This window comes from Pseudarthrobacter sp. AL07 (assembly GCF_029960665.1).
GTDB lineage: Bacteria > Actinomycetota > Actinomycetes > Actinomycetales > Micrococcaceae > Arthrobacter.
Window position 1 is genome coordinate 91,855 of record NZ_JASBRB010000009.1, and the last position, 21,199, is coordinate 113,053.

Annotated in this window: 14 protein-coding genes; 3 read left to right on the top strand and 11 right to left on the bottom strand. The window is 65.7% G+C overall.

All coding sequences use genetic code 11. The annotated features are described in order from the left end of the window. Window positions 1–44: 44 nt before the first annotated feature. Window positions 45–971, top strand: coding sequence for an AEC family transporter (locus tag QK290_RS10110; protein WP_282330532.1), 927 nt, complete (start codon window positions 45–47; stop codon window positions 969–971). Between the two features lie 62 nt (window positions 972–1,033). On the opposite strand, the gene QK290_RS10115 is transcribed toward QK290_RS10110, so the two are convergent. From QK290_RS10115 to QK290_RS10150, 8 genes are all read right to left on the bottom strand, one after another. After that, window positions 1,034–3,673, bottom strand: coding sequence for a trehalase-like domain-containing protein (locus tag QK290_RS10115; RefSeq protein ID WP_282330533.1), 2,640 nt, complete (start codon window positions 3,671–3,673; stop codon window positions 1,034–1,036). A 121-nt stretch (window positions 3,674–3,794) separates the two neighbouring features. After that, complete coding sequence (locus QK290_RS10120) at window positions 3,795–4,880, bottom strand: glycosidase (protein ID WP_282330534.1); 1,086 nt, start codon at window positions 4,878–4,880, stop codon at window positions 3,795–3,797. Between the two features lie 3 nt (window positions 4,881–4,883). Next, window positions 4,884–5,816: a carbohydrate ABC transporter permease gene (locus tag QK290_RS10125; protein WP_282330535.1), complete on the bottom strand. Its 933-nt coding sequence runs from the start codon at window positions 5,814–5,816 to the stop codon at window positions 4,884–4,886. Next, window positions 5,816–6,781 carry a sugar ABC transporter permease gene (locus QK290_RS10130; protein ID WP_282330536.1) on the bottom strand — a complete coding sequence of 322 codons (966 nt, stop codon included), beginning with the start codon at window positions 6,779–6,781 and terminating at the stop codon, window positions 5,816–5,818. The genes QK290_RS10125 and QK290_RS10130 overlap by 1 nt, the downstream gene beginning before the upstream one ends. Window positions 6,782–6,793: 12 nt before the next feature. Further along, on the bottom strand, window positions 6,794–8,104 hold the full coding sequence (locus QK290_RS10135; RefSeq protein ID WP_282330537.1) for an extracellular solute-binding protein: 1,311 nt from the start codon (window positions 8,102–8,104) through the stop codon (window positions 6,794–6,796). Window positions 8,105–8,166: 62 nt separating this feature from the next. Continuing rightward, the gene (locus QK290_RS10140; protein ID WP_282330538.1) at window positions 8,167–9,216 is read right to left on the bottom strand and encodes a LacI family DNA-binding transcriptional regulator; all 1,050 of its coding nucleotides are present in this window, start codon (window positions 9,214–9,216) and stop codon (window positions 8,167–8,169) included. 255 nt (window positions 9,217–9,471) lie between these two features. Next, complete coding sequence (locus QK290_RS10145; protein ID WP_282330539.1) at window positions 9,472–10,461, bottom strand: LLM class flavin-dependent oxidoreductase; 990 nt, start codon at window positions 10,459–10,461, stop codon at window positions 9,472–9,474. 185 nt (window positions 10,462–10,646) lie between these two features. Next, window positions 10,647–12,980 carry a chromosome segregation ATPase gene (locus QK290_RS10150; protein WP_282330540.1) on the bottom strand — a complete coding sequence of 778 codons (2,334 nt, stop codon included), beginning with the start codon at window positions 12,978–12,980 and terminating at the stop codon, window positions 10,647–10,649. Window positions 12,981–13,157: 177 nt separating this feature from the next. On the opposite strand from QK290_RS10150, the gene QK290_RS10155 reads away from it, so the two are divergent. Then, on the top strand, window positions 13,158–14,885 hold the full coding sequence (locus QK290_RS10155) for a helicase HerA-like domain-containing protein (RefSeq protein WP_282330541.1): 1,728 nt from the start codon (window positions 13,158–13,160) through the stop codon (window positions 14,883–14,885). Between the two features lie 129 nt (window positions 14,886–15,014). Next, entirely contained in the window at window positions 15,015–16,007 is a 993-nt protein-coding gene (locus QK290_RS10160; protein WP_282330542.1) for a hypothetical protein, read from the top strand. Window positions 16,008–16,108: 101 nt separating this feature from the next. Here QK290_RS10160 and QK290_RS10165 read toward each other — a convergent pair whose 3' ends face one another. The 3 genes from QK290_RS10165 to QK290_RS10175 form a co-directional block, all read right to left on the bottom strand. Then, on the bottom strand, window positions 16,109–18,160 hold the full coding sequence (locus QK290_RS10165; RefSeq protein WP_282330543.1) for an NHL domain-containing thioredoxin family protein: 2,052 nt from the start codon (window positions 18,158–18,160) through the stop codon (window positions 16,109–16,111). Next, on the bottom strand, window positions 18,160–20,313 hold the full coding sequence (locus QK290_RS10170; protein ID WP_282330544.1) for a cytochrome c oxidase assembly protein: 2,154 nt from the start codon (window positions 20,311–20,313) through the stop codon (window positions 18,160–18,162). The genes QK290_RS10165 and QK290_RS10170 overlap by 1 nt, the downstream gene beginning before the upstream one ends. A gap of 102 nt (window positions 20,314–20,415) precedes the next feature. Continuing rightward, window positions 20,416–20,703: an HU family DNA-binding protein gene (locus tag QK290_RS10175; RefSeq protein ID WP_056341443.1), complete on the bottom strand. Its 288-nt coding sequence runs from the start codon at window positions 20,701–20,703 to the stop codon at window positions 20,416–20,418. Window positions 20,704–21,199: the final 496 nt, after the last annotated feature.

Sequence of the window (21,199 nt, forward strand, 5' to 3'; positions counted from 1 at the left end):
CCGGAGCGTGAGTCCGGGCAGGCACCGCCGCCTCGGAGGCTTTTTTGGTAGGCGTGCTGCAGGGCTTCTTTGTTGTCTGGTTCATCATCATGGTGGGCTGGTACGTGGGCCGCCAACGGATCCTTGGCGACAACGCCCGCCAGGTCCTCGGTGGACTGACATTCTTCGTGGCCAGCCCCGCCCTGCTCTTCGAGACCCTCAGCAAAGCGCAGCTGGGGGACGTCTTCGCGGAACCGCTGCTGGTCACTGCAGTGTCCGCCGTCTGCACCGCCCTTATGTTCTTCAGCATTGTGAAGTTCGTCCTGAAGCGTGCATTGCCGGAGGCAGTGATGTCCTCGATGGCCGCGTCCCTGGCCAACTCCGCGAACCTTGGCATCCCCATCGCCGTATACGTCCTGGGCGACGCCCGTTATGTGGCGCCGCTGCTGATCTTCCAGCTGGCCTTTTTTACGCCGGTTTTCCTGATGATCCTGGACGCCAGTACCAGCTCGCACCGCACCACGCCCTGGGGATTCATCCTGATGATCCTGCGGAACCCGATGATTGTTGGCTCCGGCCTGGGCCTGCTCGTGGCAGGGACGGGGCGGGAGGTTGCGTCGCTGCTCCTGGAGCCGATCCACCTCATTGGCGGTGCCGCCATTCCGGCCATGCTGATCGCCTTCGGCATGAGCCTGAGCGGCAGCCGGCCTTTGCAGGCTGCCGCCGGCAGACGCGTGGACACGCTTCTGGCCAGCGTCTTCAAACTTGTGGTCCACCCGGCCATTGCCTACGTTTTTGCCCGCTTCGCCTTGGGTGTCGAAGGCCAGGCGTTGTTCGCGGCCGTAGTGGTTGCGTCCCTCCCTACGGCGCAAAATGTCTTCGTGGCGGCCAGCCGTTATCAGACCGGCATCACCGTGGCCAAGGACACCGTCCTGATCACCACGGTGGTGGCGGTACCCGCCATGATTGGTGTCGCCCTCCTGCTTAACTGACCAGCGCGAACGGACAGTTGAGGCCCTCCTCCGCAGGGCCTCAACTGTCCGTTCGCGCAAGGTTACGGCCTCTTGACCTCCGGCCTGTGCCTGTCCAGGATCCGGGCGCAGCGGATGAACCCCAGGTGCGAGTAGGCCTGCGGGTGGTTCCCCAGGTGCGTCTCCGTGCTGGGATCGTATTCCTCGGGCAGCAGGCCGGTGGGGCCGAAGAGGTTCACCAGCTGGTCGAACAGGTCCCAGGCGTCCTCGATCCTGCCGACCGCAACGTAGGCCTCAATCAGCCAGGTGGTGCAGATGTGGAAGCCGCCCTCCAAACCCGGCAGGCCGTCGTCGTACCTGTACCGGAACACGGTGGGGCCCACCCGCAGTTCCCGTTCCACGGCGGTGACGGTGTCCAGGAACCGCTGGTCCGTGACATCCAGCAGGCCGGAAAGCCCGATGTGCAGGACGGCTGCGTCCAGGTCGGGGCTGTCGTAGGCCACCGTGTAGGACGCGGCCGAGTCATCCCAGCCTTCGCGCAGGACTTCCTCCCGGATGGTCCGGGCTGTAGGTTCCCACGACGGGTCCGGCGTTCTGCCGTGCCGGGCGGCGGTCCGCAGTGCGCGGTCAAGCGTCACCCAGCACATCACCTTGGTGTAGACGTGGTGCCGCGGCGGACGCCGGGCCTCCCAGATGCCGTGGTCGGGTTCGTGCCAACGGGCCAGCACGGCGGCCGCCATCTGCACCAACAGATCCCAGTGTTCATCCTCGAGGGCACCATTCCGTGAGCTGACGCTGTGGATCAGTTCAGCCACCGGGCCGAAGACATCCAGCTGGACCTGGTGGTCCGCGGCGTTGCCGATCCGGACCGGCCGGGAACCCGCATACCCGGGCAGACTGTCAATGATGGCCTCCGTGGACAGGGGCGCCCCCGTCACCGAGTACAGCGGATGCAACCATTCCGGGCCCGGCGCGTGCTCAAGGATCCGGCCCAGCCAGCTGAGGAACCCGGCCGCCTCCGCCGTGGATCCCAGGTCCACCAGAGCGTTCACGGTCATGGACCCATCCCGCAGCCAGCAGTAGCGGTAATCCCAGTTCCGTGTGCCGCCGATTCCTTCGGGCAGGGACGTGGTGGGCGCGGCCAGTACGGCACCCGTGGGCTCGTGCACAAGGGCGCGGAGAACCAGGGCTGAGCGGCGGACCAGCGATGGCTTCACCGAGGGCAGCTCCAGTTCCTGCACCCAGCGGCGGGAGTGGAGCGCAACCCCGGCCCGCCGGTCGGTCTCCCCGCCGGGGTGCACCTGCGCAGGTTCGGTGTCGCCGCAGCGCAGGTTGAGGACCACCGGGCCGTCCTGGAGGTTGACCGAAGCGGTGGCCGTGGCGTGGAGGCCGTCCGAGGTGATGGTGAAACTGACGCCCGGGGCAAAAAGGAAAATGGGATCGGAGGTTCCCACCACATGGAGTTCGTCGCCGCGGGCTTCCATACTGAACGGCGCGTTGGCGTAGTCCGGCCGGGGTGCGAAACCGATCTTGGCGCCACCGGTGCCGGAGAGCACCCGGACCAGGCTGGTGATCCCTTCCGGTGCGGGCTCCAGGTAGTCCGTGACGGTCACGTCCGCCCAGCGCGTCTCAACAATCATGGTGCTGTCCACGTAGCGCTGGCCCAGAACCTGCGAGGACTTGAGCGGCTCCACGGAGAAGTGCCCGGCGGCGTCCCCGCCCAGGATGTGGGCGAACAGCGACCCTGAGTCCGGGAGCGGGTGGCTCATCCAGCAGACCTTGGCATCCGGAGTGACCAACGCGGTGGAGGATCCGTTGCCGATCATCGTGTGCCGCTCGAGCCCCACTGCGTCCTCGCCGAAAAGCCAGGCCCGCCGCAGCTCGAACAGGAGGGCCAGGATGCGGGCGAAGGATTCCGGGTCGCGCAGCCGGTGGAAAGCACGGGTCTCCCCCTCCCCCACGCGCAACCCCAGGTCAGGGCCGCGGAGCGTAGCGATGGCCAGTTCGTCGCTGTAGGCGTCCCCGGCGTACAGCGCCGCACTGGCACCCAGCCGGGACCGGAGGTTTTCCAGGGCGTCAGCCTTGGCCGGTTCCGTTACCGAGAGGTCCAGGACCGAACCGTCCACAATGAAGAACAGCCCATGCGCTCTGGCGATCTCCCGCGCCGTTTCCGTCACCACCTGCACCACGCCGGGCGAGGCCGGCCGGGTGTGCACGGACACGGCCACCGGCTTCCGCTCGATCCAGATGCCCTCCTGGTAACCCACGGCCTCAGTCAGGGCTGTGCTTACCGCGTGGAGCGTGGCTTCGGTGGCAAGGTCCTGGCTGTGGGCGAAGGCCATGTCCGACTCCGCGCCGTGTGATCCGATGAGATGCACCTCCGCGGGCAGCCGCGACACTGCGGCCAGGTCACGCAGCGAGCGCCCCGAGATGACGGCGGCATGCGTGTTGGGCAGGGCGGCCAGGGCGCGGAGCGCGATCGCAGCGCTCCCCAGGGGAAGGGTCTCCGTGGAGATTCCCTCCGCATCACACAGTGTTCCGCCGTAATTGCAGGCCACCAGCAGCCCGGGGACGCGGGCCAGGACTTTCAGTTCGGCCAGGAGGGTGGGCGTAAAGCCTTCGTCCGCCAGGTCCGACTGGATGAACGTCCGCAGCAGCCCCAGCGGCAGCGATCGGGTCAGCAGGGCGGAATCCGCCACGCTTTGGTTCAACGGCGTAGCCATGCGTGCACTCCTTAAGCAGGGCCTGGCCCGGGAAGGCCGGAGGGGGCAGTTTAATTGTCCGCCCGAACGATTTCCTCCGAAAGTCCCACTTATTGCGGCTGTGTAAAAGTCCGACGGCGGGTCAGACCCGGTCCAGCTTGGCCACACCGATTTTGGAGTCCGCCATCCCGTAGAACACGAACAGCTGGTTGCCTATTTTTTCGATGGCGGTGGGGAACACCACGTTTGGCACGATCCCGGAAATCTCGTCCTCGGTTTCAGGCGCCAACAAGGGCTTATCGCTGCGGGCGATGACCTGGGACGGGTCATCCGCGGACAGGATCATGGCCGCCGCGGTGTAGTTGACGTTCTGCTGCTGCTCGAAGGCAGACGCGGCCATCTTGCCGGCCACGCCGTGGTGGATCAGGAGCCAGCCTTCGTCCACGCGGATGGGGGGCGGGCCGCCGCCGATCTTCAGTTCCTCAAAGGGAAACTCGCTGAGGGCCACCAGCCGGTGCTTGCCCATGTGCACCAGGTTGCGCAGGTCCCGCTCCACGTCGGCCACAGCCACGTAAGAGATCCAGATGCCGGGACGGTTGTCCGTGACGCCGGCGGGCAGGTGCTCGCCTTCGCCGGGACGGATCCAGCCGAGGTCCCACATGGGGCGGTGCAGCATGGCGTAGGAAGGCACGCCGTCGGGGTCGTTCACCGGCTCCGGGAAGAACACCGCGTCCTTGTTGGGAAAGAGGTTCAGGTCCATGGAGAGATCGGCCTGGTACTCGAAGAAGCAGGGGCCCAGGCGTTCCCAGTTCCGGAGGTCCTCGGAGTGCGCGAAGGCGAGGCGGGGCCCCAGCGGGCCATACGCCACATAGGTCATGAGGTGCTTGCCAAGGGCGGGCACCCAGGTGGTGCGCGGATCCTCGGTGCCGGCGTTGTTCATGCCGCGTTCCCAGCCCTCGTCCGGGGACAGGACCACGCCCTCGCGTTCCACGCCGGTGGGCACGCCCTCCTCGTTGATGACCACCTTGGCGAGGCCCACACGGGACACGTTGCCCGTGGCCACAAGCCGCGGCAGCAGGTACAGCTCGCCGTCCGGGCCGCGGCCGCTGGCGGGGTTGAGGACGCCCTCGGCCTCGAAACCGCTGCCGGGTTCGGGGGTCATGATGACGCCGGCACGGGTGAGGGTGAAGGGGACAGTGGGGAGTGCAGAAGTGTGGGGGGAAGTCATGGATTAGCCCTTTACGCTGGAACCGATATTGGTGGAAATGAACTGGCGCTGGAAGAAAATGAACAGCGCGACGGCGGGGGCCGCCAGGACGCAGGCACCGGCAAGGATGGCACCGAACGGGTTGGACGCCGTGGCGGCCACGTTGGAGATGTAGTTGGCCAGGGAAACAGCCAGCGGCTGCAGGGACTGGTCCTTGGTGACCAGGAACGGCCACAGGAATTCGTTCCAGGGGCCGATAAAGGTCAGCAGCACGGCGGTGACGATGGCTGGCCGGACCAGGGGGATGGCGATCTGCCACAGGATCCGCAGCTCCGACGCTCCGTCAATGCGGGCCGCCTCAAACAGGGTCGAGGGCAGCTGGAGGAAGTACTGGCGGAACACAAACACCGCCGTGGAGTTGATGGCGAACGGCAGGATCATGCCCAGGAAGCTGTCCGCCAGGCCGTAATCGCGCACGATCATGACGTAGAGCGGGATGAGCAGCAGCTGGAACGGGATCATCTGGACCAGCAGCATCATCCCGAACACCACGCCGCGGCCACGGAACTTCATCTGCGCAAGGGCATAGCCCACCAGCAGCCCGAAAATCACCGTGAAAAAGATGACGCCGCCGGTGAAGATGCCGGAGTTGAGCAGGCCGCGGAACAGGTTGATGGACTCGTTGATCTGCACATAGTTCGCCCCGGTGATATTGGCCGGATTGGGAAACGCGCCGAAAATCGACGTGTCCGGGGAGGTCTGCAGCGACCCGATGAGCATGTAGTAGAACGGGAAGAGGAAAACGAAGGCGCCCCCACCCAGCAGGATGAAGCTGCCCACACCCAGATTGCGGCGCTTTTCGACGCCCGAGTCGGGACGCAGGGCGGGTTCCGCTGGTTCCGGGTGCCGGCTGGCGTCGTCGTCGTTCTTGGCGTTTTGTGCGTTGGTGACGGACATCAGTCCTCCTTCCCGCCCACGAGGCGTTTCTGGATCAGGGCGATCAGCAGGACGCCGATCACCAGCACCACGCCCAGCGCGGCAGCGACGTCGGGGTTCCCCTGCAGGATGCCCCGTTGGTACATGATGAACACCGGGGAGGCCGAAGCCCCGTCCGGGCCGCCGCCGCCGGTCAGCAGGTACGGCTCAGTGAAGAGGTTCGCACCGGTGATGGTGGCCAGCAGCGTGACCAGGACGCTGGCGGGCCGGACGCCGGGCACGGTGATGTTCCAGAACTGGACCCACTTGTTGCCGCCGTCCACAGACGCCGATTCGTACAGCTCATCGGGGATGTTCTGCAACGCCGCGAGGTACAGCAGGATGAAGAATCCCAGCTGTTTCCACGTCACGTACAGGGCCACTGTGGGCATGGCCAGCCACGAATTCACCAGCCAGGAGGGGGCCGGGGCGAGGGGCCCCAGCAGCGTGTTCAGCAGCCCGCTTCCCTGGAACAGGAACAGCCAGACACCGACGACGGCGACGCTCGCCGTCACGTACGGGACGTAGTAGCTGAGGCGGAAGAACGTCTTGAGCCGGGTCACGCGGTTCAGCGCGTTGGCCAGCAGCAGGGACAGGCCCACTGTGAGCGGGACGTTGATGATGAGGAAGACGCCGATGTTCAGGAAGGAGCGCTGGACCGCGGGGTCGGACAGGACGGTGATGTAGTTTTCGAACCCCACGAACGGCCGCTCCACCTTGACCCGTGGTGCGGTGAAGAAGAAATCGTGGAAGGAAATGTAGACGGCGTAGCCGAGCGGAAACGCCAGGACAGCCAGGACGTAGATGACGTAAGGGGCGCTGAACAGCAGGCCCAGCGGCTGGGGGCCCAGGAAGTTCTTACGCTTCCTGGGCCCCAGCCGCCGGTCCACCGGTCCACCAGCCGGTTTCCCCGTGACGGGGTTGCCTTCAGAGGAGCGGAGTGACATTGGGGGTCACCGCTACTTCTGGGCTACCAGCTGGTTGATCTTGTCCGCCGCGTCCTTGAACGAGGTGTCGATGCTTTCGTTCCCGAAAATCACGGCCTTGGCGTAGGCGGTGCGGAAGGTCTGCCAGACTTCAACCGAGTTGGAGACGTTGGGGACCTCCACGGTCCGCGCGGCCTGCTCGGCGAACTGGGTGTACCCCGGGTTCTTGGCGAAGTAGTCCGCGTAGACCGTGGGAAGGTCCTTGCGCATGGGCATCTGGCCGGTGTCGGTCAGCAGCTTGCCGTCCTGCTCCTCGCCGGTGGCGAACTTCAGGACCTCCCAGGCAGTGCCCTGGTTCTCGCATGCCGAGTACATGGCCACGTTCTTGGCGTCGGAGAAGGTTGAGGTATCAGCCTTGGCCGCGGCAGCGGGGACCGGGACTGCGCCCCAGTTCACCTTGTCCTTGTAGGCCGCGATGGCCCAGGGACCGGCCAGGGACATGGCGGCCTTGCCCTCCAGGAACGAATCGCCCTGGTAGACCTCCTTGGAGGCGAGGTTCTCCTTGTAAAGGGTCTCGAACATGGCGGCTACCTGCTTGCCCTGGTCACTGTTGAACGTGGCTTTGCCATCCTTCACCAGCGGGGTGCCGTCCGTGTTGGCTGCGTAGAAGGAATAGAAATCGAACCAGGCCTGGAAGAAGTCGCTGGCCGGTGAGGGCCAGAGGGCGTTGGGAGCTGCACCGGTCTTCACTATGGTCCGTGCCGCGTCCAGCAGTTCGGCCTGCGTCCCGAGCTTCGGGTTTGCCGGATCCAGCCCGGCCTTGGCGAAGAGGTCCTTGTTGTAGAAGAGGACCACGGGGTTGGACTTCCAGGGCAGTTGGTAGATCTTGCCGTCCGCGGACTTGTACTGGTCAGCGAGGTCTCCGGTGCGGTCCTTGATGTATTGGAGTCCGTCGGGGAAGCTGTCCAAAGCCACCAGGCCGCCCTGCTTCTGGAACTGGGGCACGGCCACGGGGGCCGTGTTGAAGACCAGGCAGGGCGCATTTCCAGCGGTAATGGCAGCGCCGATCACTTCCTCGGAACTCTTGCCGGCCGGGATCTCCTGCGCGTCGATCTTTTGATCCGCGTGCGCGGAGTTCCAGGATTCCACCATGGCCTTGCCCCACTTCACCTCGAACTCGTTGTTGGAGTACCAGATCTTGATGGGGCCCTTGGCCGTCGTGGGAGAGCTGGAGCCACCGCCGTCGCCGCCCCCTCCGCTGCCGCCGCAGGCAGCTAGGCCCGCCCCCATGACGGTCAGGGCGGCCACTGACAATATTCGCGTGGCTTTGGTAAAGCGCTTCATTGCGACTCCTTGGTACTGGTCCCGGTGGGGATCTGCTACTGGTTGGTGTGCTTTTTTGCTTGCTATGGGGATTGCTGGGGGACTGGCTTGGTGGTTGCGGATGGGGCGGGGCCGGTGGAGGCGCGGATCAGCAGGGAAGGTGCCTGCAGTTCCGTATCCTGGCCGGAGTGCGTGCCGTTGAGCTGGTCCAGGAGGGCCTGCGCAGCAACTCTGCCCCAGCGCATGGGGTCAGTGGCGATCGTGGTGAGGGGCGGGTTGAGGTACTGCGTGAACTCGGCATTGTCGTAACCGGTGATGGAAAGATCTCCCGGGACGCTCAGGCCCTGGGCCTGGACGAAGGACTGGCCGGACGTCGCCATGAGGTCGTTCGCGTAGACAATCGCGGTGGGCCGGTCCGGCCGGCGGAGCAGTTCCGCGGTGGCGGCCACTCCCCCGGCCGCCGTGAAATCCGCTTCGGCGAACAGATCCGCTGCGAGGCCGGCAGCAGCCATGGCCGCTTCCCAGGCCTGGCGGCGGCTGCGGCCGTGGATGTATTCCGGGGCGCCGCCCACGTGACCGATCCGGACGTGCCCCAGGGCGAGCAGATGTTCGACGGCGGCCGTGATGCCGTCCGTGTCATCCATGGACACCGCCGGGAACGGTGAGTCCGCATCCGGCCTGTTGAGCGTCACGGCCGGCAGCTTGAGCTCGCGCAGCAGGCCGATCCGGGAATCGTTGTGCCGCACATCGGTCAGGATCACTCCGTCCACGCGGCCGCCGTCGGCCAGTTTGCGGTAGGCCCGCTCTTCGGCACCGGGGGCGGTGGCAACGCTCAGGACCAGCGTGTAATCGTGCTCGGCGAGGGTGGTTTCGATGCCCGCAATGAACGACGGGAAGAAAGGGTCTGTGCCGAGGAGCTTGGGATCGCGGGCCACCACCAGGCCCAAGGCGTACGCCTTCGCGGAGGACAGTGCCTTGGCGCGGAGGCTCGGCTTCCAGCCAAGCTCTTTGGCGACCTGGAGGATCCGGCCCCGGGTGGCGTCGCTGACGCCGGGCTGGTTGTTCAGCGCATAAGAGACAGCACCTTTGCTGACGCCGGCCGCGTGGGCGACGTCGCTGATGGTTACTGCCATGATGTGGGGCCCTTCGGGTTTCGGGTCCCGTGACTCACGCCACTGAACCGGTTCAGTAGGCTCTACTTAACCGGTTCAGCTGAAGGATGTCAAGAGTCCGGCGGACCTACGGATACGAATCGCGTCACGCGGGGCACGCTTTTGGACCACGACGGCGGCGCCCGCCGCGTGATTCCGGGGGACCCCGCCGTCGGGCCTTCCAAAAGGTGCGTGGCGTGACACGGTAAGTCACCGCTCGCTGGTGGCTGCCCGGGACTAGACCCGGGCCAGCCCGGCACCCTCCGCGAGCAGCTCCACAGAGCGGATCCTGGCCTCGGTGCCGGTGTTCTGGTGCGCCACAATGAGTTCGTCGGCGTCGGAGTGCTTGGCGAAGCCGTCCAGGTAGTCGAGCACCACGTCCGGGGTTCCGATGGCCGAGTACGTCATCATCTGCGAGACGTGCTGGCCCTGCGGGGAGTCCAGGATCATGTCCGCTTCATCGTCCGAGAACTCGCGCCCGCCGCCGAAGAACAGCGAGACACGGGCGCGCAGGGTGGCCCGGAAAGCCGTCTGCGCTTCGGCAGCGGTATCGGCGGCAACCACGTTGACGCCGGCGATCACGTGCGGGGCGTCCAGCTGGGCCGACGGCTTGAATTCGCTGCGGTAGAGCGCCACGGCATCCTGCAGGGCGTTGGGCGCGAAATGCGAGGCGAAAGCGTACGGGAGGCCCAGCTGGGCAGCCAGGCGCGCGCCGAAAAGCGATGAACCCAGAATGTACAGCGGGACGTTGGTGCCCTTGCCGGGAGTGGCCTCCACGCCCTGGATCCGCGTGGGACCGGTCAGGTAGCCCTTCAGCTCCAGGACGTCCTGCGGGAAAGTGTCCGCGGACATGGGGTCCCGGCGCAGCGCGCGCATGGTGTTCTGGTCGCTGCCGGGGGCGCGGCCCAGGCCAAGGTCGATCCGGCCGGGGTGCAACGTTTCCAGGGTGCCGAACTGCTCGGCGATGGTCAGCGGCGAATGGTTGGGCAGCATAACGCCGCCGGCACCCAGCCTGATGGTCTTGGTGTGGGCGGCCACATGGGCGATCAGCACGCTTGTGGCCGACGACGCGATCGCGGACATGTTGTGGTGCTCCGCGTACCAGATCCGGCGGTAGCCAAGCTCTTCCGCCCGCTGCGCCATGGCCACGCTGCCCGCGAAACTTTCCGCCGCCGTCTGGCCTTTGCCGATAGTTGCCAGATCAAGGATGGAGAGGGGAAGCGTCACGTCGGTGCCGGCCTTTCAATGCGTTGCGTAGGGTGGCCGGCCGGGTCGCGGCGGGCACACAGTGGACAACGACGGCGGCTCCCGGGTTATTTCTGCGGGTCTTAAACCAACGCGGGGTCACATCGCGCCCATCCCGGAGGACTTTATAGGCGCGATGTGACCCCGCGTTGGGTTGGACTCACGAATCAGGCGGCGCACCCCCCAAGGGCGATCGATGAATCGACGGCTGCGATCTGCTTCTGGACGTCCCCGAGCCGGGTCTGGAGTGCGGTGACAACGTCTTTCTGTGCCTTGACTGCGTCGTTGCTCGGCTTCTTCTGGCCCTGGAGTTCCCGAAGCTTTGCCTGCGCCGCCGTAACCTGCCCGTCGAGGGTGGTCAGTTGCGATTGCAGGGACGCCAAGTTTGCCTCCGCGGCACTGATTTCCCCGTTGAGCTGGTTGAGCTGGCTCAGCAGCGGATTCACGCGTGTCTGCAGGGCCAGTACTTCTGCTTCTTTGGAGGTGATTTGGGCGTTAATGTTGGCCAGGTCGGCTACGAATTTGTCCGCGATCTGGTTAAGAGCGGCGATTTCGCTAGTCTTCGCCGTGACGGCGCTGTTGGCCCCATCGACTGCAGCCTGGAGGCTGGGGAGCTGGCCCTGCCAGGCTGCGAGCTCAGTCTTCTTCGCATCCATTGCGGATTCGGCCGCGGCTTGGGCCTGTTGGGCGTCGGCGAGGGCGGACTTGCGCGCATCCAGGACGGCCTGCTGGTCGGTGATGGCAGCGTGGGCTTCCTGGACACCCGTTTCCAGGCCCGGCAACGCGGCTTCGAGGTCCGTGACGATCTTTTCCTGTGCCGCCACAGCACTGGCGGCTGCCGCTGCGGCACCCTGTAGGGCCGTGAGCTCGTTCTGCAGGTTGGTCAGCTCTGCCTGTTTGGCGGTGACTGCTCCGTTGGCCTGATTTACGGCGGACTGGAGTGAGGGTACCAGGGCTTTCAGCGCCGCAATGTCTGCTTCCTTGGAGGTGATAGCGGCGTTTGCTGCGGTCAGCACAGCCTGCAGCGGCGCGGCCTGCTGCTGCAGCGCGCTGCTTTCCTGCTGCTTGGCCAGGAGTTGGGTGTTCAGCGTTCCGACCTGGCTATTCAGCGTGTTCAGGTCGCCCTGCAGGCCGGAGATCAGGGTGTTCTTGTCAGTGATCTGCGCGTTCACGGTGGCCAGCTCACCCTGCTTGAGTGTGCGCGAAGCCTCAAGCTCCCGCTTCCTGCTGGAATTTCCCTTGATGGCATCGATCTGGGCCGTCAAGTTGGCGATTTCGGCTTCAAGACTAGTCTTTGTTGACTGCAGTGTCGCCAAGTCGCCTTGCGCCTGGGTCAGTTGGCTCTGTTTGGCCGCAATCTGCGTGTTCAGGGTTGCGATCTGGCCCTGAAGCGCGGCAATGGTGACGTTCACCGCCGCGATGTTGTCAGCATTGGTCTTCACGGCTGCAGCTGCGGCCGCAGCGTCTGCCTGCAGAGTGGTGAGGTCGGCCTGGGCCGCAGTGATGGCGGCATTCTTGTCTGAAAGGGCGGTCGCGGCGCCGGCGGCCGCGGTCTGGAGGTCGGCCAACTCAATGGTGGCAGTGGCGATTTGTGCCTGTTTCGCGGTGACGGCAGCGTCGGCATCCGCGGCCTTCCCCTGAATGACCGACAACGTCTGCTGTGCCGCCGCGACACGTGCCTGCTGCGCCTGCAGGGCATCTTCGGCGGTGGTTCCCGCCTCCTGCAGGCGCGTGAGCTCTGCTTCATCGTCAGTCACGGCTTGGGACGCGAGGCCGACAGCGGCTGCGGCCTGCTGTGCCTGGGTAGTCAGAGTTGACAGTTCTGCCTGGGCGGCCTGGATCTGTGCTTCCATGGCCGACAGGTTGGATGCTGCGCTGTCAGCTGCCTGTTGCAGGGTGGCAAGCTCGGTCTGGGCTGCGGCGATGGCTTGGTTGTTTGCCCTTAGTTTCGCGTCAACTGCCTCTGCCTGGCTGCGGAGGTCTCCGGCTGCGGCTTGGGCGGCCGCAAGGTCTGCCTGCAACGGCGTCAGCTGACCTTCGACGTCCGATTTCTGACCTTGCAGTGTGGCGAGGGCAGCCTGGGCGTCAGACACAGCGGCGGCCTTTGCTGCCTGATCCGATGTCAGCACGTCCAGTTGGGACTGGGCGGTCCCAGTTGCCTGGGTCAGGGCCGTCTCCTGGGCCTCAAGGTCAGCCAGCGCTTTGTCCGCGGCGGCAATCTGCGTCGTCAAAGTTGATGCCGTCGCCTGCAGCACGCTGCGTTGGGCCTGCAGGGCAACTATCGCGTCGGCGTTCTTCCTGGCCGCGGCCTTTAGGAGGTTCTCCTGAACCGAGCCCCGGTGGGCCAACTGGTTCACCACGCCGTTGCAAATGCCGGTTGCGGACCCCGAGTCCGCGGTTGCCGGCATAACAAAGACAAGCGTGCTGGTCAGCAGGCCAGGCAGTACAACCGCAGCAGCAAGTCGCCGCGCGAGGCCAGATTTTGATGAGGCGATGGGCATTTCTAGCTCCTGAGACCGTAGGGGCAGCCAACTCCGGCTGCAACACAGTTCCCAGCGTATTTTGGGCATCTCCCCGGCACACGCGTAGTGGGCACCTGTCTTTTTGGCGTGAGTACTCGTTTTTGGGGGGAATCGCCGGGCCACTACTCGCTTCGGCGGCCCCGCTAAGCTAGCGGCATGGCCAACAAAACCACTGCAGAAAAACTCGCCACCATCCAGAAGGGCTACACCCTGGAAGGCGCCACCATCGAGCTGGGTGCCGCCATTGTGGACGGCGAACTCCACAAGGAAGCCCAGGTCCGCCTGCCGCTGGCCATGATGAACAGGCACGGCCTGGTAGCCGGCGCCACCGGCACCGGCAAGACCGTCACGCTGCACATGATGGCCGAGCAGCTGTCCGCGGCCGGAGTTCCCGTGTTCCTCGCGGACATCAAGGGCGATCTTTCCGGCCTGGCAACGGCGGCCGCCGGCAGCGACAAGCTGAAGGCGCGCACCGACAGCATCGGCCAGGCCTGGGCAGGCAAGACGTTCCCCGTGGAGTTCCTGGCCCTGGGGGGCGACGGCAACGGAATTCCCGTCCGTGCCAGCATCACCTCGTTTGGCCCCATCCTGCTCTCGCGCGTTATGGAGCTCAACGACACCCAGGAGTCCAGCCTGCAGCTGGTCTTCCACTTTGCGGACAAAAACAACCTCGAGCTGATCGATTTCAAGGACCTCCGGGCAGTCATCCAGTTCCTCACCTCCGACGAAGGCAAGGACGCGCTGGAGGAACTGGGCGGCCTGTCAAAGTCCACCGCCGGTGTCATCCTCCGTGAACTCGTGAATCTTGAAGCGCAGGGCCTGGAACGGTTCTTCGGCGAGCCTGAATTCGACACCGCCGAGCTGCTCCGGACCGCCCCGGACGGGCGCGGCGTCATCACCTGCCTGGAGCTGCCCACCCTGCAGGCCAAGCCGATGCTGTTCTCCACCTTCCTGATGTGGCTGTTGGCGGACCTGTTCGAGGACCTCCCCGAGGCAGGTGACCTGGACAAGCCCAAGCTGGTGTTCTTCCTCGATGAGGCCCACCTGCTGTTCAACGGCGCATCCAAGGCCTTCCTGAACGCCATCACCACCACAGTCCGGCTGATCCGTTCCAAGGGTGTGGGGATCTTCTTCGTCACCCAGACACCCAAAGACGTCCCCGCCGACGTCCTGGGCCAGCTGGCCAACCGCATCCAGCACGCCCTCCGCGCCTTCACCCCGGAGGACGCCAAGGCCCTGAAAGCCACCGTGTCCACGTTCCCGGTCAGCGATTATGACCTCGAGGAGACCCTGACGTCCGCGGGGATCGGCGAGGCCATCATTACCGTTATGAATGAGAAGGGTGCGCCGACGCCGGTTGCCCACACACGCCTGCGCGCCCCGGAATCCGTCATGGGCCCCAGCACAGAGGAGCTCATCAATAGCACCGTGGGCGGGTCCGCTTTGCTCGCCAAGTACGGGACCGCCGTGGACAACGTCTCCGCGTACGAGAAACTTACCGGCAAGACCGCGGCTCCCACCGGCGGAGCCGCCCCGGGTCAGCCTCCGGCTCCGAGGGCTTCCGGGCAGTCACGTCCGGGCCAGTCCGGTTCGGGCCAGGCCGACGTCGACGCCGAGGCCCGCAGGATCGAGGAGGAAATCCTGGGACGGCCCAGCAGCCGGCCCGCGCCGGTGCCCGATCGTGGCGCCGGCACTGATGCGCCCTCGCGGCGTGCACCGGAGCCTGCGACCCCTGCCAGCGGCGGCATGGCGGGCGACCTCGCCGGAGTACTCGGCGGGGCCCTGGGCGGCGGGTTGAAGAGCATGGCCCGTTCCCTGGGTACGCAGCTTGGCCGGGAACTGCTACGCGGCGTTTTCGGCACCTCGTCCCGGCGCCGCCGGTAGCAAAAACCGGACGATGTCCGCCCTGGCTTTCCCGCCGTCGGGCGTGAGGAAAGCCGGCGCCCCCCGCTACACGGGGCGGCGGCAACACCTGTGTTCAGCGGGCTTGCAGGTAACGTAAGGGAAGTGCAGATGAGTCAGGCGTTGGTGAGGATGGCAGCAGCGTGGCTGCTTGGCCTCATGCTTGCCGTGGCCGCGGCCATCGTTGGGGTCAACGTGGTGAACAATACGGTGGCCAGTCCACAGCAGCCTGTCCGGGAATACCTGGACGCCCTGCACGAGGGCGACGGCGGCAAGGCGCTGGGCCTGTTGCGGGCCACGGTGCCGCCCAGCAATGCCGCCATGCTCGACGGCACAGCACTGCAGACCGCCGCATCCCGTCTGGCGAACATCACCATCGGCGATGCCGAAGAACGCACAGGAAACCAGGTCATGGTACCCGTGCAATACACGATCGATGGCAGCAGGCTTAACACTGAGTTCCTGCTGGAGAAGACCGGCGCCGAATGGCTGTTCTTTAATACGTGGGCGTTTGTGCAGTCGCGGCTGCCCACAGTGGGCCTGACGGCAGTGAACGCCAGCGAAGCCAACCTCAACGGCGTCCCGGTGAACATGCCCCAGGGCAGAAATTCATTCGCCGTGTTCTACCCGGGCGAATACGAGGCATCCCTGAACGGTGAATACTTCGCTGCTCCCGCCACGCGCGCCACGGTGACGTCCCGCGATGTCCCGGTGGCTCCCTTGAACCTCCTCACCGAGGCCACCGACCAGCTGCGGAAGGACGTTGGTGCGAAGGTACAGGAGTTTCTGGACACCTGCGCCGCCGAAGCCGTGAAACAGCAACAGCTGCAGCCGGACTGCCCCTTCTACTTCGCCAGCAACAACAATGTGGACGACGGCACCATCAAGTGGACCATCACGAAGTACCCGGAGATTTCCATCGAGCCCTTCGATGGCCGCTGGGTGATTGCACCCCTCGACGGGAAGGCCAAGGTGGAGGCGGTCCAGCAGAGTTCCTTCACCGGCGCCTGGTTCCCGCTCAACGAAGAGGTGGACTTCAGCTTCACCACCCGCCTGGACGTCGCCGGCGACACCATCAGGGTCACCCCGCTGCTGAGCTACTAGCCCGGCGCCGTTGGCCCGGCTGCCGCGAGACGCAAAAGGCTGCCACCCGTGACACGAAATCCTGGGAGGCAGCCTTTTCGCCTAAAGCACGACGACGGTGATCAGTCCATTCCGCGCAGGTCCAGGACCAACTCGGTGTCGCCGTCGTCCGTCAGAAGAACCGGGATGCCCCAGTCCTGCTGGTACAAGTGGCAGGCGGCGTGGTCCGGAATCTCACCGTCCGCATCCTCCGGGCCGTCGCAGGCGGCGGCACGGGCGGTGATGTGCAGGACGCCTTCCGGAATGCCGGAAGCCAGCTCCAGTGTCCGGAGCAGACCCACCGAGGTCCCACCGCCGGACACAAGCAGCTCCGGTGGAGTGGAGGAGATCTTTAGCTGCGTGGGGTCTCCCCAGCGGTCGTCGAGCTTCTGCCCGGTGGGCGCGCTGAAACGCACGGTCAGCTCGAGCAGCCCGGGGGCTACCGGGCTCTTGGGCCGTTGGGTCTGCGAGGCGCCCTCGTCAACCTGCTGGGCTTCCTTGGGGATGGGCACGTAGACCAGCTGGTGCCTGTTGGCCTCCACCACTACCAGCAGCGGTTCGGAGCCTGCGGCGTGCGTGTGGTCCACAAGCACGTCGGAGGGTTCCGAGAGTCCGCGGGCCAGTGTGGACACGGTCCCTGCGGCGGGATCGTAGCGCCGCACGGCACCGTTGTACGTGTCGGCGATGGCAATGGAGCCGTCAGGCAGGACAGTGACGCCGAGGGGATGCTGGAGGCGTGCCTCGGACGCGGGGCCGTCGCGGAAGCCGAAGTCGAACAGGCCCTTGCCCACGGCTGTCTCCACGGTGACCGTGCCGCCGTCGTCAATGATCAGTTTGCGGAGGGCTGACGTTTCGGAGTCCGCCACCCAGATGTTGCCGTCGGCATCCTCGGCCAGTCCGGACGGCTGCGCGAACCAGGCTTCGTGGGCAGGGCCGTCCAGCAGGCCCTCCAGTCCGTTGCCGGCAATAATTGCCACTGTGCCGGTGACGGGCTCGAAGCTGAAGATCTGGTGCGTGCCGGCCATGGCGATCACCACGGCGTTGAGCCTGGTGGACCAGACAACGTCCCAGGGCGAGCTGAGGGAAACTTCCAGCGGGTGCTCGGTGAGCTGGCCCGTGAAACCGGCGGCGTCTTCGTCCACCCGGGCGGGGCCGGTTTCCAGCAGGCGCTGCACGCCGTTGCCAACAATGGTCGTGGCGTTGCCGTCCCTGAGCGTGAGTCCCCTGAGCCGGTGGTTGACGGAGTCTGCAATGACGACGTCGTAGCCCGCCTTCGCTGCCACCTCGTCCGGAAGCAGCACCAGGCCCTGCGGTTCGTTGAACCGTGCGGTCGGTTGAACGGAGTCGACGGCGGCGGCCTGGCCGTCAGCGTGGCCCTTGGTCCCGGAGCCGTAGGTGCGCAGCACCGTCTGGAAGTCGTTGCCCAGCTCCACGAGACGGTGGTGGCCCGTGTCGGTTACCAACCAGGAACCCCCGGTGGCGGTATCCGCGGCAGCCGGAGTCCCGCCGTCGGACGTTCGCTGCCCGGCTGAACCCTGCGCGCCTGAACCGGTTCCCGCTGAACCGCGTCCGGCGGGCAGGAAGAGTGCCTTGCCGGGGAAGCGCAGCGTGCCCGAGGTGGCTTCAGGCGCCACGTAAGGGCCGGAGCCGCGGTGGATCGTGCCCTTGGCCTCGTGCTCGGCGATCAGCTCGGGGATGAGCACGGCCAGGCCGTCAGCGTGGCCTTCACCGGACAGGTGCGCCACGATGTAGCCCTCGGGGTCGATGACCACCAGCGTGGGCCAGGCGCGCGCGGTGTACGCCTTCCAGGTCTCCAGCTCGGGATCGTCCAGGACGGGGTGGTGGATCTCGTAGCGTTCCACGGCGGCGGCCAGCGCCACGGGATCTGCTTCGTGCTCGAACTTGGGTGAGTGCACGCCAACGGTGACCAGGACGTCGGAGTACTGTTCCTCGAGCGGGCGCAGCTCATCGAGGACGTGCAGGCAGTTGATGCAGCAGAAAGTCCAGAAGTCGAGCAGCACGATCTTGCCGCGCAGGGCTTCGAGGTCCAGCGATTTGCCGCCGGTGTTGAGCCAGTTACGGCCAACCAGTTCGGAGGCGCGGACCCGGAGTTGGGTACGTACGGTTTCACTCATCAGCGGCCTTCCAGCTTTGAGTTGCGTTCAGCCAATCTGGCATCACGTTCAGCCAATTTGGCAAACATATCGTTGTAAGCAGTGAGATCGGCGTCGTTATTCCTGTCCGCCGCCCGGTCGGTCCGTTTGGACTCCCTGGCATCGGACCGGGACCACATGATCGCGACGCCGATGGCCACCAGGAGGGTGGGCACCTCGCCGATGCCCCAGGCCACGGCCCCGCCCATTTGCTGGTCCAGGAGAGCGGACGGCCCCCAGGCACGGCCAAGGTTGCCGAAGTAGTCGGCCGCCAGCAGGCTGGTGCCGCCCATGATCGCGACGCCGAAGAACGCGTGGAAGCCCATGGTCGCCAGCAGCAGCAGCAGGCGCATGGGATACGCTGCGCGGCGGGGCAACGGGTCCGTGCCGATCATGCTCAGGATGAAAATGTAACCCGTGAGCGAGAAGTGCACGATCATGATCTCGTGGCCCACGTGCTCCCGCATGGCAAAGCCGAACGCGTCCGAGTAGTAGAACAGCACGATCGAGCCAGCGAAATTGGCCGCGGCGAAGAGCGGGTGCGTGACCAGTTGGGAGAACTTGGAGTGGATGAACACGAGAAGCCACTCGCGGGCCCCGCGGGTACCGTCGCCGCGTGCAGGCAAGGCCCGCAGGGCCAGCGTCACCGGGGCTCCGAGCACCAGGAAGATGGGGGCCACCATGGTCAATGCCATGTGGTCCACCATGTGCGCGGAGAACAGGATCCTGCCATAGACCGACGGCGGCCCTGACGTGATGTAGGTCAGCACCAGGAGCCCGATCACCCAGTTCACGGCGCGGAACCACTGCCACTTGTCGCCGCGTCGGACCACCTTGGCGACGCCCAGGATGTAGGCAACCAGCCCGAAGAGCACCACGGCCACCCAGAGCCAGTCAAAGCGCCACTCCGTCAGCCAGCGTTCCGGCGTCAGTTCAGGCGGCAGCTCGTAGCCGGTGATGATGAAGGCCGGCGAGGCATCCGGTGCAAACGTGGTGGGCTGCGGCGGGGCCGATCGGCTCAGGGCGACGGCGACGCCAGAGGTGGCACCCATAACCAGGAGTTCCACGAGAACCAGCTGCCACAGCACGCGGCGCGAGGACATTGCCGAGCCTTTGCCGCCCAGCTGCGGGATGACCCATTGCCGGTGCATCAAACCGATGCCGCCAAGGACTAAGGCGGCCGCCGACTTCGCAAGGATCAGTTGGCCGTAGGGGGAACCAAGGAGGTCACCCCAGTTGGTGATGCGGATGCTGGCATTGACGACGCCGGAGGCAAAGACCAGCACAAACGCAAAGCCGGCCAGGGAGGAGAAACGCCGCAGCGTCGGTTCGGTGATGTCGGCGGCGGTCCCGGGCCTCGAACCGGCCAGGATTCCGGACAGCAGCGCCAGGACAATAATGCCGCCAACCCAGGCGCTGACCCCCACGAGGTGCAGGCCGAGGGAGTTGATGGCACCTTCGTGGTCAGACGAGCTTGAGGAGTGGCCGATCAGCGCGGCGGGAACCAGTCCCACCAGCGCCAGGATCAGCGTCAGCGCAAGGCCGCCAAGGGACCTGACGCCAAACAACGCGGTAGTCACCACGGCCGCGATGATGGTCACGGTCAGCCAGGCCCGGCCGGTATCGATGTCCGTCATGAAATACACCAAGGCGCGGGTGAATTCAGCGTCCCCGCCGACCGCTTGGCCTGCAACGTCTGAGTAGGTGAGGACCAGTACGGCCACCGCAGACAGCGTCCAGGCAGCACCCGCCGCCGCGGCAATGGCCAGGCTCCGGGCGAAGGCCGGGTGTTCCGGAGCGTCCCCGCGCTGCTGGTTTCGGGACCGGGGTCCGGCAGACCTTGGCAGGATACCGACGGCGAAGATCAGTCCGCCGATAACTGTTGCCAGTGCCACGTTGTGGATGGCCTTGCTGACGGGAAGCCCCCAGCGGACCAGGGCTCCGGGGTCAGAGACCTCACGGGCCGCAGCCGCGCCGGAGAAGAGGAGTGCCGCCACCAGCCCCAGGAAGAGGGCAGCGAGGCCCGCGAGCTGCCATGCCCGGGAAATCCCCAAGACGCCGCCACCCCGGGCCGATACGCCCCCGACGGGGCCTGGCTGGGGTGCTGCGGGACGGGATTTTGCTGCAGAAGGCACGTATCCATTGTCCGCTACCGCTGCCCGCGCGGCGAATCGGCTTAAAGCAAAGGAGCGGCAACCCTGAGGTTGCCGCTCCTTTGCTGGTGTTGCTGAAGAAGACTACTTCTTCTTGGCGACTGCAGCCTTCAGCTTTGAGCCGGCGGTCAGCTTAACGCTGTGGCCTGCTGCGATCTGGATGGTCTCGCCGGTCTGCGGGTTGCGGCCGGTGCGTGCTGCACGGTCGGTGCGCTCAACTGCGAGCCAGCCCGGGATGGTGATCTTCTCGCCCGCGGCGACGGAAGTCTCGAATACCTCGAACAGTGCATCGAGGACGGAGTTGACGGCTGCCTGGCTGGTGCCGGCCTTGCCTGCTACCTCTGAAACAAGTTCACTACGGTTCTTAGCCATTGATGTCCTCCTGGACGGTCACGATTTCTGGAGCCTGAACGCGGCATGCGTGCAAGCCACTCATCGAAAACTTACCAGCTTGGGCCCGCGAGGACCGCAAATTCCGCGTGTTTCCGCGACTTTTTGACTAAAATCACCGGTTTTCCGGGGATTTCCGGGGGAATTGTGTCCACAGCGGACGCTCCGGCAGGTGCTTTAGTGGTCCGGGGGACCCATTATCAGTTCCTGCAGCGTTCAGTCGGACGCTCTGCCAGTTCGCGAGGTGGGTTGTGCAGTGTACGACGGCGGCGGGTTGGGTGGGGTGCCGACGGGGGCTTGCTGCGTGTGGTGGGTGGGGGTGTCGAATTTCACTGTGCCGGGTGTGGTTCTGTGTGCCGGCGGGCGGGTGTTTGTGGTCCTGGTTGGGTGGTTTTTGGTGTTGGGTGGTTAACGTGGGAGAACCCCCCAACACGTGTGTGTTGGGGGGTTCTCGACCTGTAATGATGTTCCGGCGGTG

Bases quoted from the DNA above. Each gene is read 5' to 3' on its own strand.
- QK290_RS10115 (WP_282330533.1), bottom strand. From the start codon at position 3,673: ATGGCTACGCCGTTGAACCAAAGCGTGGCGGATTCCGCCCTGCTGACC.
- QK290_RS10120 (WP_282330534.1), bottom strand. From the start codon at position 4,880: ATGACTTCCCCCCACACTTCTGCACTCCCCACTGTCCCCTTCACCCTC.
- QK290_RS10125 (WP_282330535.1), bottom strand. From the start codon at position 5,816: ATGTCCGTCACCAACGCACAAAACGCCAAGAACGACGACGACGCCAGC.
- QK290_RS10130 (WP_282330536.1), bottom strand. From the start codon at position 6,781: ATGTCACTCCGCTCCTCTGAAGGCAACCCCGTCACGGGGAAACCGGCT.
- QK290_RS10135 (WP_282330537.1), bottom strand. From the start codon at position 8,104: ATGAAGCGCTTTACCAAAGCCACGCGAATATTGTCAGTGGCCGCCCTG.
- QK290_RS10140 (WP_282330538.1), bottom strand. From the start codon at position 9,216: ATGGCAGTAACCATCAGCGACGTCGCCCACGCGGCCGGCGTCAGCAAA.
- QK290_RS10150 (WP_282330540.1), bottom strand. From the start codon at position 12,980: ATGCCCATCGCCTCATCAAAATCTGGCCTCGCGCGGCGACTTGCTGCT.
- QK290_RS10155 (WP_282330541.1), top strand. From the start codon at position 13,158: ATGGCCAACAAAACCACTGCAGAAAAACTCGCCACCATCCAGAAGGGC.
- QK290_RS10160 (WP_282330542.1), top strand. From the start codon at position 15,015: ATGAGTCAGGCGTTGGTGAGGATGGCAGCAGCGTGGCTGCTTGGCCTC.
- QK290_RS10165 (WP_282330543.1), bottom strand. From the start codon at position 18,160: ATGAGTGAAACCGTACGTACCCAACTCCGGGTCCGCGCCTCCGAACTG.
- QK290_RS10175 (WP_056341443.1), bottom strand. From the start codon at position 20,703: ATGGCTAAGAACCGTAGTGAACTTGTTTCAGAGGTAGCAGGCAAGGCC.